The organism is Vibrio sp. V19_P1S1T109 (assembly GCF_002241375.1).
In the GTDB taxonomy this organism is placed as follows: Bacteria; Pseudomonadota; Gammaproteobacteria; order Enterobacterales; family Vibrionaceae; genus Vibrio; species Vibrio anguillarum.
The window spans coordinates 1-15,357 of sequence record NZ_NDIM01000344.1; the positions used below are offsets into that span (position 1 = coordinate 1).

The 15,357-nt window shown below is 43.3% G+C and carries 13 protein-coding genes and 1 pseudogene; 7 read left to right on the forward strand and 7 right to left on the reverse strand.

Translation table 11 applies throughout. The features are described 5' to 3' along the window. On the forward strand, positions 1-531 hold a 531-nt coding region (locus B9J87_RS16055), incomplete at its 5' end, for a GGDEF domain-containing protein (protein WP_141201587.1). A 49-nt stretch (positions 532-580) separates the two neighbouring features. Here the strand turns inward: B9J87_RS16055 and B9J87_RS16060 are convergent. Then, a complete protein-coding gene (locus tag B9J87_RS16060) occupies positions 581-1,063 on the reverse strand; it encodes a YajQ family cyclic di-GMP-binding protein (protein ID WP_010319065.1) in 483 nt (160 codons plus the stop codon). A gap of 27 nt (positions 1,064-1,090) precedes the next feature. After that, the gene (locus tag B9J87_RS16065; RefSeq protein WP_094151703.1) at positions 1,091-2,152 is read right to left on the reverse strand and encodes a 3-deoxy-7-phosphoheptulonate synthase; all 1,062 of its coding nucleotides are present in this window, start codon (positions 2,150-2,152) and stop codon (positions 1,091-1,093) included. 206 nt (positions 2,153-2,358) lie between these two features. Here B9J87_RS16065 and B9J87_RS16070 point away from each other — a divergent pair, with 206 nt between their 5' ends. Both B9J87_RS16070 and B9J87_RS16075 read left to right on the forward strand, forming a co-directional pair. Next, on the forward strand, positions 2,359-3,249 hold the full coding sequence (locus tag B9J87_RS16070) for a putative PEP-binding protein (RefSeq protein ID WP_010319067.1): 891 nt from the start codon (positions 2,359-2,361) through the stop codon (positions 3,247-3,249). Between the two features lie 119 nt (positions 3,250-3,368). Then, the gene (locus tag B9J87_RS16075; RefSeq protein WP_017047658.1) at positions 3,369-3,848 is read left to right on the forward strand and encodes a PaaI family thioesterase; all 480 of its coding nucleotides are present in this window, start codon (positions 3,369-3,371) and stop codon (positions 3,846-3,848) included. Positions 3,849-3,862: 14 nt separating this feature from the next. Here B9J87_RS16075 and B9J87_RS16080 read toward each other — a convergent pair whose 3' ends face one another. Further along, positions 3,863-5,215, reverse strand: a complete 1,353-nt coding sequence (locus B9J87_RS16080; RefSeq protein ID WP_094151705.1) for a hypothetical protein — start codon at positions 5,213-5,215, stop codon at positions 3,863-3,865. A gap of 98 nt (positions 5,216-5,313) precedes the next feature. On the opposite strand from B9J87_RS16080, the gene B9J87_RS16085 reads away from it, so the two are divergent. Then, positions 5,314-6,147, forward strand: a complete 834-nt coding sequence (locus tag B9J87_RS16085) for a CvfB family protein (RefSeq protein ID WP_013856923.1) — start codon at positions 5,314-5,316, stop codon at positions 6,145-6,147. 204 nt (positions 6,148-6,351) lie between these two features. On the opposite strand, the gene rsmF is transcribed toward B9J87_RS16085, so the two are convergent. From rsmF to B9J87_RS16105, 4 genes are all read right to left on the reverse strand, one after another. After that, complete coding sequence (gene rsmF, locus B9J87_RS16090; RefSeq protein ID WP_217898086.1) at positions 6,352-7,773, reverse strand: 16S rRNA (cytosine(1407)-C(5))-methyltransferase RsmF; 1,422 nt, start codon at positions 7,771-7,773, stop codon at positions 6,352-6,354. A gap of 111 nt (positions 7,774-7,884) precedes the next feature. After that, positions 7,885-10,524: an MlaD family protein gene (locus B9J87_RS16095; protein WP_094151707.1), complete on the reverse strand. Its 2,640-nt coding sequence runs from the start codon at positions 10,522-10,524 to the stop codon at positions 7,885-7,887. Beyond that, positions 10,517-11,776, reverse strand: a complete 1,260-nt coding sequence (locus tag B9J87_RS16100) for a paraquat-inducible protein A (RefSeq protein ID WP_094151709.1) — start codon at positions 11,774-11,776, stop codon at positions 10,517-10,519. The genes B9J87_RS16095 and B9J87_RS16100 overlap by 8 nt, the downstream gene beginning before the upstream one ends. Before the next feature lie 31 nt (positions 11,777-11,807). Beyond that, positions 11,808-13,604, reverse strand: a complete 1,797-nt coding sequence (locus B9J87_RS16105) for an ABC transporter ATP-binding protein (protein WP_094151711.1) — start codon at positions 13,602-13,604, stop codon at positions 11,808-11,810. A 91-nt stretch (positions 13,605-13,695) separates the two neighbouring features. On the opposite strand from B9J87_RS16105, the gene B9J87_RS16110 reads away from it, so the two are divergent. The 3 genes and pseudogenes from B9J87_RS16110 to B9J87_RS16120 all read left to right on the forward strand — a co-directional run. Further along, complete coding sequence (locus tag B9J87_RS16110) at positions 13,696-14,169, forward strand: GAF domain-containing protein (protein ID WP_017041971.1); 474 nt, start codon at positions 13,696-13,698, stop codon at positions 14,167-14,169. A gap of 99 nt (positions 14,170-14,268) precedes the next feature. Continuing rightward, positions 14,269-14,898, forward strand: coding sequence for an RNA chaperone ProQ (gene proQ / locus B9J87_RS16115; protein ID WP_017044692.1), 630 nt, complete (start codon positions 14,269-14,271; stop codon positions 14,896-14,898). Positions 14,899-14,915: 17 nt separating this feature from the next. Beyond that, positions 14,916-15,357: pseudogene (locus B9J87_RS16120) on the forward strand (carboxy terminal-processing peptidase); the annotation flags it as partial.

Below are 15,357 nucleotides of genomic sequence, written 5' to 3' on the forward strand. Positions count from 1 at the left end.
CAGCAGGATCATGCAAAGTTAGAAGTTGAATCTACACATGACCCACTCACGGATTTGTATAACCGAAGATATCTTGATACTTGGTTTTCTTATCAGGAAGAAACAACTAATAATAAACCACATTTATTAGCCATAATTGATGTCGACTATTTCAAAAAAATAAATGATCAGTATGGTCATGAGGCGGGGGATGAAGTGTTAAGGGCATTATCTACCATTCTGAAACAGCAGCTTCGACCTGAAGATCTACTTATGAGGTGGGGAGGTGAAGAGTTTGTGATGATCATTAGTACACCAGAAGCTCATATTAAAGAAGTCTTGGAGAGAATTCGTGCTCAAGTCGAACAAACATCATTTTACTGGGCAGGGCAGCGGGTTCCTGTAACTGTTTCCATTGGAGCAATTGCTGAGAAGTCGGTGTCTAAGTTGGCGTTGTCGTGGCAGAGTGCAATGGAGAGTGCAGACCAAGCGTTATACCAAGCGAAGTCAGAAGGAAGGAATCGATTCATTGTAAATGATAGTTATCAGTGATTGAAAAGCCACCTAGTGAGGTGGCTTTGATATTTTATTCGTGGTGCTGTTAGTCTCGGAAATTGTCATACTGGAATGGCTGGCCCATATCCGATTCACGCATTAGAGCGATCACTGATTGTAAATCATCTCTCTTTTTACCCGTTACTCTTACTTTTTCACCTTGAATGGATGCTTGGACTTTGAGCTTGGCATCCTTAATGGCTTTTACCACTTTCTTGGAGGTTAACGGGTCCAGTCCTTGTTTAAATTGGACATCTTTAAACCAGCGCTTGCCGGAATGTACTGAATCTTTCGCTTCCATCGCTTTGGCATCAACACCTCGTTTCGCGAGGTTGCCACGTAAAATATCCATCATTTGACCCAATTGAAAATCATCTTCTGCAGACAGTTTTACAACTTCATCTTTGAGTTCAAATCCAGCTTCTACATTACGAAAATCAAAACGAGTAGAAAGCTCTCGGTTTGCATTATCGACAGCATTACGAAGTTCAACAGTATCGACTTCTGAAACGATATCAAAAGAAGGCATGGTGTTTCCTTATCTATTGCTTAGTATTTACTTTAAGTTACGGCGGTCAGTGATCGCTTGTGCCAGCATATCCAGCATAGTTGCTGTGTCATCCCATCCTAAGCATGGATCGGTAATCGATTGACCATAGGTGAGGTTATTTATGTCATGCATTGGCTGGTTACCTTCGATAATGAAGCTTTCAGCCATAATACCAGCAACGAAATCCTTACCTGTACGTATTTGTGTGCAGATGTCGGCCGTTACATCTATCTGTTTTCTATGCTGCTTTTGGCAATTCGCGTGGCTAAAATCTACGATGAGGCGCGGGGCTAAGCCGAATTCGATCAGTTGCTCGCAGGCTGCAGATACGGAGTCAGCGTCATAGTTTGTCCCTGTATCACCACCGCGTAAAATAACATGGCCAAAGGGGTTACCACTGGTACGATAAACGGTCATACGGCCATTTTTATCCGGTGAGTAAAAGTAATGCGATGCTTGGGCCGCTCGAATGGCATCAATAGCAATTTTGATGTTGCCATTCGTGCCATTTTTAAAACCGACAGGGCATGACAGCGCAGACGCCATTTCTCGGTGTATCTGAGATTCCGTAGTACGTGCACCAATAGCTCCCCACGTGATGAGATCTGCGATGTATTGCCCGGTGATCATGTCTAAAAATTCAGTCGCAGTAGCAAGGCCTAGCTTGTTGATATCTAATAATAATTTCCGTGCTTTATTGAGCCCTGTTTCCAGTGCATATGAACCATCCAGATTGGGATCCGTAATCAAACCTTTCCAGCCCACAACGGTGCGTGGTTTCTCGAAATAGGTACGCATGACGATAAACAGTTCATTTTTATATTGGTCTTGGATCGCACTCAAACGTTGAGCGTAATCCATTGCTGCTTCAGTGTCGTGTACTGAACACGGACCGACAATGACTAACAAGCGATCATCGTGACCAGTCAGAATATTTTCAATTTGACGGCGTGAGTTTGCGATGCGCTCTGCTACGTCGTCTGTGATCGGATGCGCATTTCCAAGCTCTGCCGGAGTCGGCATTGGGCCCAAGGCTTGAGTTCTTAATTCATCTGTTTTTAATGGCATGGTAAAGCCTGTACTCTTATTGCGAAGCGGTAAAGATAACGGAATTGGCAATAGGAATAAACTCCAAAACGGAAAACTTATTGCTTATCATCTGTGAGATGAAATTTTATTCATAAATTTGTCATAAATATTTACTTTTACTTGAATTAATACTCGGCTATGGGTATTTTCCTGAGCAAGATAATTAAAAATGTAGGGAGTAATGAATGAGTTTGGCACAACATGATACGATCCACCCTCAGTTGATCTTAGGTGATGCCCTTCCAGCGGCAATTGAATCAAGTGGAAATGCCCAGCATTTGTATGTATCGCTGTCCGACATTATTTTAGATTCGTTGTTTTATCATCCTTCGATTGAGCAACATTTTGCGAATCTAACTGAACTTGAGCAAGGCTCTTTGCAATCCATTCTTGATGACAAAGCGGTGGCGGAGCACTTTACGTCAACCATTGTTGATAGAGTAGTGGCAGCGGTTCAAAAAAATCACACTACGATTCGTGTCTGTTTGAGTGATGCAGATAGTTACACTTATAAGGCGTTGATCGGTGGAAGTGTTGAAACGGATGAAATTAACCCAGCGATGGGAGTGCGCGGCGTATCGCGTTTTTCTTCCAACCAGTATGCAAAAGCGTTTAGTTATGAATGCGCTGTGATCAAGGCATTGCGCAAGCAAGGATTGAACATCGAAATTGTGGTGCCATTTGTTCGAACATTAAGTGATGCGGCTACGATCATTGACCGACTGGCAGAGCAGTCTTTACCTCGGAGTTTAGATGGTTTGAAAGTGCTTTATTCTTGCGATGTTCCATCAGCGGCATTGTTGGCAGAGCGTTTGATGCACTATTTTGATGGTGTGGTCATCAACATCGATAACTTAACACAATACACCTTAGGCATTGATAAAGAGAATCCTGAACTTTCCCATTTGTTTAATCCAGAGAGTGAGGCGGTCATCACGCTGCTCGATTTAGCATCAAAAGCGGCACGTCATGCGAATAAGCCGATTTTGGTCGTCACCCAAGCACTCGCAAGTTATCCAAAGCTGCAGGAGCACTTAGCTGAAAGTGTTCAGGCTGATGTTGTGGTAAAAATGTAATGATCTGATTTGGGCGCAGAATAGCTGCGCTCAACCCTAACTTTTTGTAACAACTTATTGACATTTTACAGCGTATACCTTGAACTGGTCCGACAACCATATTGAAAAGGTCAAGCCTCATGCTCTCCCCATTAACAAAAGCGAATCTTTACTTAAATCTGTTTGGTTTTTTAAAAGTACCATTGATTTGGTCCTGCAGGCCAAAGATTTTAGTGCTAAACGAACGCTCTGTAGAAATTCGAATTCCACTGAAACGTCGCAATAAAAATCATTTAAATAGTATGTATTTTGGTGTGTTAGCCGTTGGTGCAGACGTAGCGGGCGGTTTTATGGCAATGCATAAAGCACAACAGCGTGGCTCCAAAGTATCGTTGGCGTTTAAAGCGGTTAGTGCGGAGTTTTTAAAAAGGCCGGAGGCGGATGTCCATTTTCATTGCCATGATGGCCAGCTAATAGACAGTATGCTTGATGAAACTATCGCGACCGGAGAGCGAGTCAATCAGACAGTAAAGATCATTGCAACCTGTCCTTCGCTGCATGGTGACGAGCCTATGGCGGAGTTTCATCTTACTTTATCGTTAAAGCGTATTGGTAAATAAGGCCGAATTAGAGACTACTCGCTTAATTCTATCGGTTCAATGTCGACAATCTTATTTCTATTTAAAACAATTTTCCAACGGTAGTAGCGGGGCTCTTCTTTATGGTTATCTTCTTTGATAATCAAGTTGAGCAAGTGCCGTTTTTCTACGGTTTCTCGACTCACTTGACCACCACTTAACTGATAAATGCGATTAGAGCCTTTGTCCATCAAACGGGTAATCGGGCGTAGGTCAATGTGTAAAGTTTCGCGTGTTTCCTCATAGCCACTCATGAAGCGTGAGGTTGACATGGCCGTTTCTGAGCGATAGTGAAGTACCTGTTCCTCCCTTTGAACAATGCGTTTCTTTCGAATTGTTTTGATTCTGTCTGGTAATTTACTCAGGTTGGTATAATCAAGCCATTCAATTTTGTAACCCACAGATTTTCCGGTCGTTGGGTCTATGTAACGACGCTTCCATTTAGGTTTTCCTTTACGGATCCAGCGCCACAGCATATCGCGTAAGTCATCTTTAAAGATCTCGCGTAATGCATAAACAAACGACATAGCGATGATAAAAGAGGCGGTGATTTCCCCCCAATAGTCGCGAGCTGTAATGGCGATGACGGTGACAAACAGCATTACAAGCCCAGTCGCGATGCCTTTTACGGCACGCTTCATGTTATTACCTAAAGAAGTGACGTGTTCATTAAGCACAATGGGATGCTCGATTAAACGGCGTAGTAGGCGCATCTTGTTACTCAGCCGAGTGATGTCTTCCCCTGCCTTTGCCGAGTTGTAATTGTTAAGTTTACGATGTGCCTGTTCTTTCTCAACCAGTGTAATTAGACGCTCTTTGATGGTTTTATATTCACCATCGCGGTTCATGTGTGCGACTAGGGAAAGAAACTTTTGCTCAGTATACCAAGATAAATAGTTATCAATATTGGCGTAATAGCGTTTTAAGCTCTCTTCATAAGGAATGCTGCGGCGCAATCTTTTCAAAATATCTAAAGAGAGTTCAATGACACTATCAACTTCATCTGATGTGACGGTGTCACTCGTCGTATTGAGTTGTACTACAGCTTTATCTAGAGCGATAACATACTGATAAGCAAATAAACTCAAACTGACTCGATACTGAGTAGAAGAGAGATGGCCTCGTTGTGCAAGTCGGCTGTGCACTAAGGGCAGTAACGTTTTATCACTGTAATACGCACGCTCTTGGTGGATGAAGCTATAGTAAAAGTCAGATTCAGGAAGTATTTCGGGTGTTAGACCTAAATCACCGGGAATGAATAGGTAAATGTCTAGAGCAAGTTCTTTGCTCTGAGACATGGCATGTGAAATTTTAAGCGTGATGGTATCTTGCTTATCGACATTAACCAAAGAAAGCTCCTGAAAAAATGCTTATTTTTCCCTTGAATGCAGGAAAGGATAACAGAGATCACGTATAATCTCTGCAAAATTGAGGTGAGACATAGTAAATGATTAACGTTGGTCAAATAAACAGTTTAGAAGTCGTAAAGATTGCTGATTTCGGCGTATTTTTGGATGCTGAAGATTTTGGAACCACTTTACTGCCTAAACGATTTACCCCAGATGGGGTTGAATTGGGGCAGAAAATAGACGTATTTTTGTATTTCGATTCAGACAATCAACTTGCCGCGACGACTGAAAAACCGATTGCAAAAGTAGGCGAGTGGGGATTGATGAAAGTTCAGGGTGTGAATAGCACTGGTGTTTTTGTTGATTGGGGTCTGAAGGGTAAAGATTTATTGGTGCCTTACAGCGAACAGCGTGCTCGTTTTAAAGAAGGACAAATGATTTTAGTGTATGTCTACACTGATAAGGCTTCCGGCCGCATCGTAGGCACAACTAAATTCAACAAGTGGCTGGACAAAACCCCTGCAAACTATACGCAGAATCAGCAAGTTGATCTATTAATTGCAGAACACTCAGAACTCGGATACAAGGCCATCATCAATGGCGAGCACTGGGGGATGATTTTCCCATCAGATGTGTTTGGTAAGTTGTTTATTGGTAAGACCTTAAAAGGCTACATCAAAAATATCCGTGAAGATGGAAAAATTGACCTAGCTCTGCAAAAAATTGGCGTAGCAAAAATGGATGAGCTAAGCACTAAGATCATAGAGTTACTTGAGAAAAAGGGTGGTTTTCTTCCATTAAGTGATAAATCGACACCAGAAGCTATTTTTTCGATGTTCCGTACCAGTAAGGGAACCTTTAAGAAGAGCATTGGTGGTTTGTACAAGCAGGGAAAAATTACCATTGGGGAAGATGGAATTCATCTTGTATAGCTGAGGCGTTCACCTCCTGTTGCAATCTATTTTCCTTGACGATAAAAAAAGGCCCGAAACTTTTCCGTTTTTGGGCCTAGGGGAATGGCTCATTTGAGCCTACGCTAATCATTAAAATAGTCGTACTTATGCTTCCCTGTAAGTATAGTTGTTATCGCTAGAAGTGCGCGTGTTTTCTAGATTTTTGTCCTATTTTGGGGCATGTTAAAACAAATTTTTATCTTTAACGAGTTCTCTTGGTAAACCATTTTTTATGCGGTTTCCTACCCATTTCCCTAGGCCAATCACATCGTTACCGAGTTTAACCAGCACTTCGCCAGTGCCAGTTTGTAGTGCTGGTCTGACATCTCTGCCCATGTACCAATCTCGCGCTTCTTCAATCGATAGTGTGATGCAGTTTGATTCGTTACCAGTCGCTAATGATGTAGCGACTTGATGTTGCCAGCGATAACCTTTTTTATGTGTTTCAGCGATTTTTATCCCCATGCGAGAGAAGCGGAATTTGCCGAGCATAGGTTCCAGTGCGTTTGGAAATAACCATACATCATTATCACGTAGCCAGACACTGGTATCATCGGGGATCGCAACTTCAAACGTTTTCATGAGTTGATCCGTGATCTCTTGTGTGAGTTTAAGGTTGGCTTTCGCAAAAGGAAATTGACCTAAGCGTTTGTTGACTTCAGGGTGGGGTACAGAGCTAAGTTTACGGATTTTCGCAACAAAAAAACCTTCACAATCATAAGCTTGAGGGAATACATGCAAAAACCCTTCGTCTGTAATAGCTGCTTTTGCATCCTCAAACAATGAAATAAGGGAAACAAATTCAACTGATTGTGGATATTTTTCTTGTAGATGCAAGCACACTTGTTGGTTCTCTTCTGTACTCAATGTACAGGTTGAGTAGACCATCACACCGCCGGGCTTTAAAGCTTGAAACGCACTTTCAATCAAATCTTTTTGTGTTGTGGAAATCGACAATACAGATTCTTTACTCCAGTTTTTCATCGCATCAGGATCTTTACGGATGGTACCTTCTCCTGAGCATGGAGCATCTATTAACACCGCATCAAATTGTTCCGGTAACCAACCGCCAAAGACTCGACCATCAAAATTGCTCAGTGCACTGTTACGTACACCGCAGCGTTCGATATTAGCATGCAGCACTTTAACACGGCTGGCTGAAAATTCGTTGGCGACTAATACGCCTTCATTTTCCATACACGCCGCAATTTGCGTTGTTTTTGAACCCGGAGCCGCCGCCATGTCGAGTACTGAATTGAACGATTCACCGCCAGTGAAAAGAGCGGATACTGGCATCATAGAACTGGCTTCTTGAATGTAAAAAAGACCTGCCATATGTTCGGCGGTATTACCTAAAGGTACGACAGACTCGTCGGCTTCAATCCAAAAACCCGTATTACACCAAGGCACTGGTGATAAAGCCCATCCTTTTTCTACGGCACGTTGACAAAAACTATCGACAGAGATTTTTAGCGTGTTGACTCGGATACTTTTACGCAAAGGACGTTGGCAAGCTGCAATAAAATCACTCATCGTTAGATGTGTGGGCAGTATCGCTTCAATTGTCGCAAGAAAAGGTTCAGGTAGGGTTATATTGGCGTGCAAAGCAGTATCTCGTCTGGGAGTTGAGGCCGGATTATATAAGAATCGTGATGAGATCAAAATAATAAAAAATGCAGCGATCAGCTGCATTTTATAAGAATCAAGGTTAACCCTTTAAGGTTTTGGTATGGCTGTTCGCCATTGGTGCCATTCTGGTTTGGCTTCAGGATATAAGTAAAATGCTTGGCCTTGTTTAGCGATAGGTTGTAGCTGTTTTTGCTCTGGAGTGGCAAATGTAATTCCGCCTTTCATGATGCTATCTAACGTGCCTGCTTTTATATTTGCACCAGATAAACCGATGGATACATCGACGCCAGAAGTGTTCCAAAATACGCTATTGCTGCGAACCAGATAAGCGAACTCTTTTTGGATTTCAATGGTAAACATGACGCGGTCTGCAAAGTCTCCTAGAGCAACATGGGTTACTTTGCCCACTTCCATTTCACGGTAGAGAACCGGGCTATCTTCAGTCACTGATCCTCGTGTTTCACTTTGTAAGGTGAATTCAATACCGAGTGCTTGTTGTGGCTGTTTTTCTAGTTCAAATTGATACTGCACATCGCCAAACCCAGGTTGGACCTCAATGCTGGAACTGAGTAAGTTTTGCAGATTTTCAACACCATTGAAGCCAATCTTAGTTTTCGCTACCCAAAAGTGAGAGCCATTTCTGGCAATGCCTAATGCGTAGCTAGGCTCAATTCTCGCTTGGAGTGTAACTTGGTTTGTCTTGAAATCGGGTGTTACAGAAACAACCTCTCCCACAGTGATATTGTTATATTTGATGGATGTTCCTAGCGTAACGCCAAAGGATGAATCGGCCGTTAAGATGATTTCTTGGCCCGCCTTACGTGCTTGATCGTAGCTGTCATAGAGCTTCCACAAATTCTGATCTTTGTTATCAATACCTTGCAACGAATCAAATGCAATGCCTCCTTGAATTAAAGTTTTTAAAGGAGCGGCTTTGACTTTTACGCCTGCAAGTGTTGCATTAATTTCGACGCCAGAACGGTTCCAAAAAACAGTTTGATTCGTAATCAGATGGCGATATTGATTCTCTATTTTGACCTCGATTTTCACACCTTCTTTAGTGAGCTTAAAGCCAAAAACACTGCCTACTTGAAGGTTACGGTATAGGAGCGGGCTGCCCGGATTGATGGGAGGAAGCTCGTCGGCAAAAAGAGTCAGTGTCTGTGAGCCGCTTTGATTATATTTTGCAAGCTCAGCTAAGGATTTACTTTGATATAGCGGGTATTCATTACTCGCATTTTCAGCGCCTTCGCTGATGAAACTGATTGAGCCGGCGAGCAGTTGTTTGGCAGGAGGGATCGAAACATTAAGGCCTGATTCGGTGAGCTCCGCGGTGGCCGAGCCTGTAATGTAAAAACGATTCTGTGAGCGTATGAGTGATGAGTACTCTTCATCAATCAGCGTATTGAGCACAACACTGTCTTGCTGCAACTTTACGTCAATTACTGAACCTACCGCGATACCTCGATACAAAATCTGGCTGCCCACATCTAAGCCATATGAGCTTTCCGCTGTAAGTTTGATAGCAATCGATTTTGCTTGTGACTGATTAAATTCAAATTGGCGAATTGCAGTGAAACTTCTGGCCTTTTCGCCCTTGCCAGGAATGAGTGTCAAGTAATTCCCTTTGATCAAATTACCGATGTTCTCAACTCCAGAGAGTGAGACTTTGGCCTCTTCCAACACAAAACGGCTTCCCGAATTGAGCATATCACTAAAAGCCGGCTGGATAGCGGCAGAGGCGATGATCTGTTGGTGACTTTTACTGAGCTGCAATTCCGTGATTTGACCGACTTCTATTCCTCGGTAAATGATGGGGGCACCGGTTTGGTTAATATTATGCTGATCGGGTAGGGTGATTTTCACAGGGATACCACGCCCTGCGGTTTTTAAATCGCGATAGAGACTAAATTGGGTATTTTGTTCAACAGGCTCCCCACCGTCCGGTGAATCGACGGCAATTGAACCACCGATTAATGCACTTAAACTTTCTAAGCGGACATCAACACCTTCAAAGCCAATGCTTGCACCAACACCGCTGACATTCCAAAAACGGCTTTCATTGGTAATAATGTGGCGATACTCGTCTTTTATCGAGGCTTGAATGAGTACCGACTTTGCATCGTCATCGAGTTTGTAGTTAAACACTTCACCAATCGGAATTTTTTTATAGACGATTTGTGAGCCAACAGAAATACCTCCGAGATCGCGAGCCTTTAGAGAAATGATAAGCCCTTGATTAGGCAGTAGATCAGAAGGTGCACCATCTAAAGCACTAAACACTTTATCGTGTTCAGCTGAACTATTTTCGTTACCCGGTTGAATCGCAATATAGTTTCCTGAAACCAACGCATCTAGACCTGAAACGCCAGATAAACTGGCCGTTGGCTTCACTAACCAAAAGCGGGTATTGTCATTGAGTAACTGAGTAGCTTCTGGATAAATATCGGCTTCCACATAGATGTTTTCTAATCCTTCGGACAGTTTAATATCTCTTACCATGCCGACTTCGAGCCCTTGGTAGCGAATTGTTGTTCGCCCTGCGACTAAGCCTTGTGCGTCCGAAAAATAGATCTGGATTCGTTCGCCAGCATCGTGAATGGCTTTAACGACTAACCAACCTGCGAGCGCCATGGTGAGTATGGGCAGTATCCACAAAGGTGAGATGCCCCTATTTCGCTTAACATCGGGAGTGTGTGAGGGCTGGCTTGAAATTTGTTTACTCATGTGAAAGCTCGTTTTGGTCTGCGATTTCTGGGTAATTATCCCAGATGAGTCTTGGGTCCATACTTTCTGTGGCGAGCATGGTGAGTACAACCACCAAGCCAAAGGCAACGGCTCCATAACCGGGAGTGAAGTCGAGAATTTGACCGCGATCAACCAGTGTCAACATAATTGAGATGACAAACAGATCCATTACCGACCATTTGCCGATCCATTTAATCGCGAAATAAATGTTCATTCTCTGACGGTGGTAAACCGTTCGCTTAAATTTAATCGCCAGTAATAGATAGGTCAGGCCGAATATTTTTACAATAGGCACGATTATACTGGCCACAAAAATGATGATTGCAATTCCGACCATACCACTATTAATCAGTGACGCAACACCAGAGAAGATGGTGTCTTCTAATCGCTGTCCGTTGGTAATTAAAATCGATATTGGAATCAGGTTCGCGGGGAAAATAGCGACACTTGCTGCAATTAAATAGGCCCAAGTTCGTTGTATCGAGTTGGGTTTCCGGTGATATAATTTTTGCGCGCAACGCACGCAGTGCGTATTTTCTGGTTGTGAAAGATGGCAATGGTGGCAATGCACCTCTTTACGCTCGAAGGCATATTGATTCTCTGGCTGCCACGCTTGCCAATAGCGCCTTACGCTAACTCGAGTCGCTAACAATACGGTTGCCAGTTGCAGCAAAACTAAACCATACAACCCCACACCGATAAAAATGTCGGAATAATCTTGAAGTTTAAAACAAGATACCGCCACGCTGACTAAAAAAACATCGAGCATTACCCATGCTTTTAATCGCTGAATAATGATCAGTGAGCCACGCAGTAGATGAAACCATCGATAACGCAAGGCGATATGAGCGGTCACTACGGAACCACACACTAAAAGTGGCGCAATAGAGCTGCAAAATAGCACCAATAAAGCGAGCGCTCCAAAGCCCTCTTCAGCCAGCGCAAAGACACCGGATGGCAAGGTGGCGGGGATCATCACCCCAACCAAGCGAATGCTGATGAATTCAAAAAAATGAGAGGGGATAAACAGTAACAAGCAAGTGATGGCAACGGCTAAATCCCCAGACAAAGAGGGAGATCCACCGCGGTACAGTTGGGTACCGCAGCGTGGACAATAGGCACTTTTTCCATGCTCAACCTCGACGAGATCAACGGCCAATTCACAGCCGTGACACAACCTCACGCCGTTAGGTGATTGTGGATGTTGAATAAGCGCTGAATGTTGAGACAAACAATCATCCTAATTTATTGTTACCCAATCACTAAACGTACGATTGGAGATTTCCATAAAGGGTCTGATATAACCCATCTTGCTCGACTAATTCTCGATGCGTACCCATTTGGCTAACTTGACCATCTTCCAGCACGTAAATTATATCGGCTTGTTTCACTGCCGAAAGGCGGTGCGCAACAATTAAAGTAGTTCGACCTTTCAAAAATCCAGTCAGAGCATTGTGCAATGCCGCTTCAATTACCGTATCTAACGCGGATGTTGCTTCATCCAAAATAACAAATTTGGGATTGCTCAGTACCATCCGAGCGATGGCTAAACGTTGACGTTGTCCGCCCGACAAGCGAATACCATTTCGGCCAACTAGCGTTTCTAAACCGTCACTGAGATTCGCAGTCACATCATCCAGTTGTGCAATATGCAGCGCTTGCCATAATTCCTCTTCTGCATATTGACCGCCGAGGGTCAAATTATGCCTTAAGGTGTCGTTGAATAGTATAGGTTGTTGTAATACCACGGCAATGTTATCGCGAATAATATCAAAACTTATCTCTTCAGTGGTCGCACCATTAAAACGGATCTGCCCGGAATTGGGCTGATACACACCAATTAACAGTTGGATCAACGTGGATTTCCCACCACCACTTGCGCCAACCAACGCAACTTTTTTACCCGCCGGAATCGTGAGCGAGAGATCGTTGAGCACACTCTTTTCACTATCGTAGGCAAAATTAACGTGAGAAACCTCAACATCGACCTGGCGGTTATCTGTGAATGGGTTAATTTTGCAAATAGGGCGAGGCTCTTCCTCCAGTGCAAGCAGATCATTAATGCGATGAAAGGCCGCCTTTGCACTGTACCAAGAAAATTGAATACTCAGCAGCTCTTGCACTGGGCCTAACATAAACCACAAATAACCGAAAACGGCGAAAATTTGCCCTATGGTCAAGTCGCTAAAAACCACCATCAGCATCGCGACCGCTCTAAATAGCTCAAAACCAAGTAAAAATAGGAGAAATGAGACGCGCCCTGCAGCCTCTGATTGCCATGCATATTTGTCTGCATTCTCTCGGACTTGGTTGGCTTGCTGTTTGAGTTCATTGAGAAACTCTCGCTCTTTATTAGCGGCACGCAATTGATAAATGCCATCTAATGTTTCGACTAGCCGATTTTGAAAGCGTTCATACGCTTGGTTTTCTCGCTTTTTCAGATGTTTGACTTTGCTTCCGAGTTTACGTGAAAAGTAAATTACAATCGGGTTGACCAATAAAATAAACAGCCCTAAACGCCACTCAAGCCAGAGTAGAACACCCGCGGTGCCTAACACGGTCAGTAGGCTGATGATAAATTTACTGAGTGTGCTACCTATGAATTGATCAATGGTTTCGATGTCGGTGATTAAGTGAGCATTAATACCACCACTGCCTTTGGTTTCGTACTGCCTGATGCTTATCCGTCCTAATTTATCAATCATTTTGCAGCGCATTTGGTAGGTGATGGTTTTGGACACCAAAGTAAATTGACGGCTTTGAAGTATGTTGAGCGCTTGGCTGACGCTACGCATCAAGACCACTAGCAATAACGTGAGCGCAATATAGCCTGTTGGGTTTTGCATCGACGTCGGTAGAATAGTATTCATCATCGCCAAACCAGAAGCGGGTTTATTCAGCAGAACTTCGTCGACCATTAATGGCATTAATAGTGGAATAGGGACACTAACCAGCGTTGCAATAACCGCGATCGCATTGGCAAATAGAAGTGTAGGTCGATGTTTTTTTACTTGTTTTATTACCCAAGAGCGGCTAATAGTGTCATTGGAATTAGTCATTATGATGAGAATGCATCCTATTTATCGTGTGAGAAATTGTACGCTGTTCAAAAATAGATGTCTTCCGTTTTCAAAAGGTCGTTGAGTTTATATGAACATAGAAGAATACCGCCGTCTTACCAAGCAGGCGGTGGCACTGGTTGAATCTGAAACGGATTTAATCGCTAATCTTGCCAATTTGAGCGCCTTATTTAACATGGAGCTTGAAGATCTTAACTGGGTGGGTTTTTACCTAATAAAAGAAGAGCAACTGGTTCTCGGTCCCTTTCAAGGAAAACCAGCCTGTGTACGCATCCCCTTAGGAAAAGGTGTGTGTGGTACTGCGGCGGCGACTAACCGTATACAACGTGTTTATGATGTCCATGAGTTTGCTGGTCACATTGCTTGCGATGCTGCGAGTAATTCTGAGTTGGTGGTGCCATTTTCTATCAATGGTCAAGTGGTGGGAGTATTGGATATTGATAGCCCAACAATTGGCCGTTTTTCTGAAATTGATGAGAAAGGGATGGCAGAATTAATGATTGAGATAGAAAAGCTGCTCAATTCACACGCTAACAAGGCATAAATTGGTCATTGCCTGTGGTTTTTCGCATTTAGGTCACTATAATACCGAACATATTTATCTTAATGCCTCGCGGAAAGACCGCATAAACCAGGAATCCTCATGGAAAACACTGAAAAGTTAAAAAACAGCAAAGAAGTTATTGCGTACATTGCTGAATGTTTCCCTAAGTGCTTTACTTTAGAAGGTGAAGCAAAGCCTTTGAAAATTGGTATTTTTCAAGATCTTGCTGAACGCCTAAACGAAGACTCAAAAGTAAGTAAAACACAGCTGCGTGCTGCGTTAAGACAATACACGTCGTCATGGCGTTATCTACATGGTGTTAAACTAGGTGCAACTCGTGTTGACCTTGATGGCAACCCATGTGGAGAGTTAGAAGAAGAACATGTAGAGCACGCACAAGCCGCATTGGCAGAAAGTAAAGCTCGAGTACAGGCTCGTCGTAAAGAGCAAGGACAAAAGGCACGCGAAGAGGCAAAAGCGAAGCAACCAAAAGCGAAAAAGCCTCAAGCACAAGCTCGTCGTCCTCAAGCGAAAGCGCCAAAAGCTGAAAAACCTGTCGAGACGCGCGCTTTAAATGCTGATGAAATGATCACTGGCAAACAAGTGAACGTAAACATGGGTAAAGGAAACATGGCTGCGACCATTGTTGAAGTTAATAAGGAAGATGTGCGCGTTCAACTTGTCAACGGCCTACAAATGGTTGTGAAAGCGGAGCACTTGCGCGCATAAAGGAGAAATTCCTACGCATGAAATGCCGTTCAAAATTAACGTTGATCGCTGCTGGCCTATGGCTAGCAGCGTCATCCGTTCAGGCCTTAGAAGCCACTCTTAGCAAAGAAGATTTACCTCTTCTTGCCCCAGAAATGCAGCATGAAACGGCGAGTAAGCGTGTGACTTCCCGTTTTACTCGTTCTCATTACAAACACTTCAACTTGAATGACGATTTCTCGCAAGCTATCTTCAATCGTTATCTCGAACTGCTCGACTACAACCGCAATATCTTTACTCAGAGCGATATTGATTCCTTTCATACGTGGTCGACACAACTTGATGATCAACTCAAGGCTGGCAATAACCAAATTGCATTTGATGTTTATAACTTATCAATGCAAAAGCGCTTTGAGCGTTTTCAATATGCGCTTTCTCTGCTCGACAAAGAAATTACATTTGAAGCCGATGAATCGATGG

Excerpts from the sequence above, each read along its gene's own strand:
- B9J87_RS16060 (WP_010319065.1), bottom strand. The coding sequence starts at position 1,063 with ATGCCTTCTTTTGATATCGTTTCAGAAGTCGATACTGTTGAACTTCGT.
- B9J87_RS16085 (WP_013856923.1), top strand. The coding sequence starts at position 5,314 with ATGATTAACGTTGGTCAAATAAACAGTTTAGAAGTCGTAAAGATTGCT.
- B9J87_RS16065 (WP_094151703.1), bottom strand. The coding sequence starts at position 2,152 with ATGCCATTAAAAACAGATGAATTAAGAACTCAAGCCTTGGGCCCAATG.
- B9J87_RS16075 (WP_017047658.1), top strand. The coding sequence starts at position 3,369 with ATGCTCTCCCCATTAACAAAAGCGAATCTTTACTTAAATCTGTTTGGT.
- proQ (WP_017044692.1), top strand. The coding sequence starts at position 14,269 with ATGGAAAACACTGAAAAGTTAAAAAACAGCAAAGAAGTTATTGCGTAC.
- B9J87_RS16105 (WP_094151711.1), bottom strand. The coding sequence starts at position 13,604 with ATGACTAATTCCAATGACACTATTAGCCGCTCTTGGGTAATAAAACAA.
- B9J87_RS16095 (WP_094151707.1), bottom strand. The coding sequence starts at position 10,524 with ATGAGTAAACAAATTTCAAGCCAGCCCTCACACACTCCCGATGTTAAG.
- B9J87_RS16110 (WP_017041971.1), top strand. The coding sequence starts at position 13,696 with ATGAACATAGAAGAATACCGCCGTCTTACCAAGCAGGCGGTGGCACTG.
- B9J87_RS16070 (WP_010319067.1), top strand. The coding sequence starts at position 2,359 with ATGAGTTTGGCACAACATGATACGATCCACCCTCAGTTGATCTTAGGT.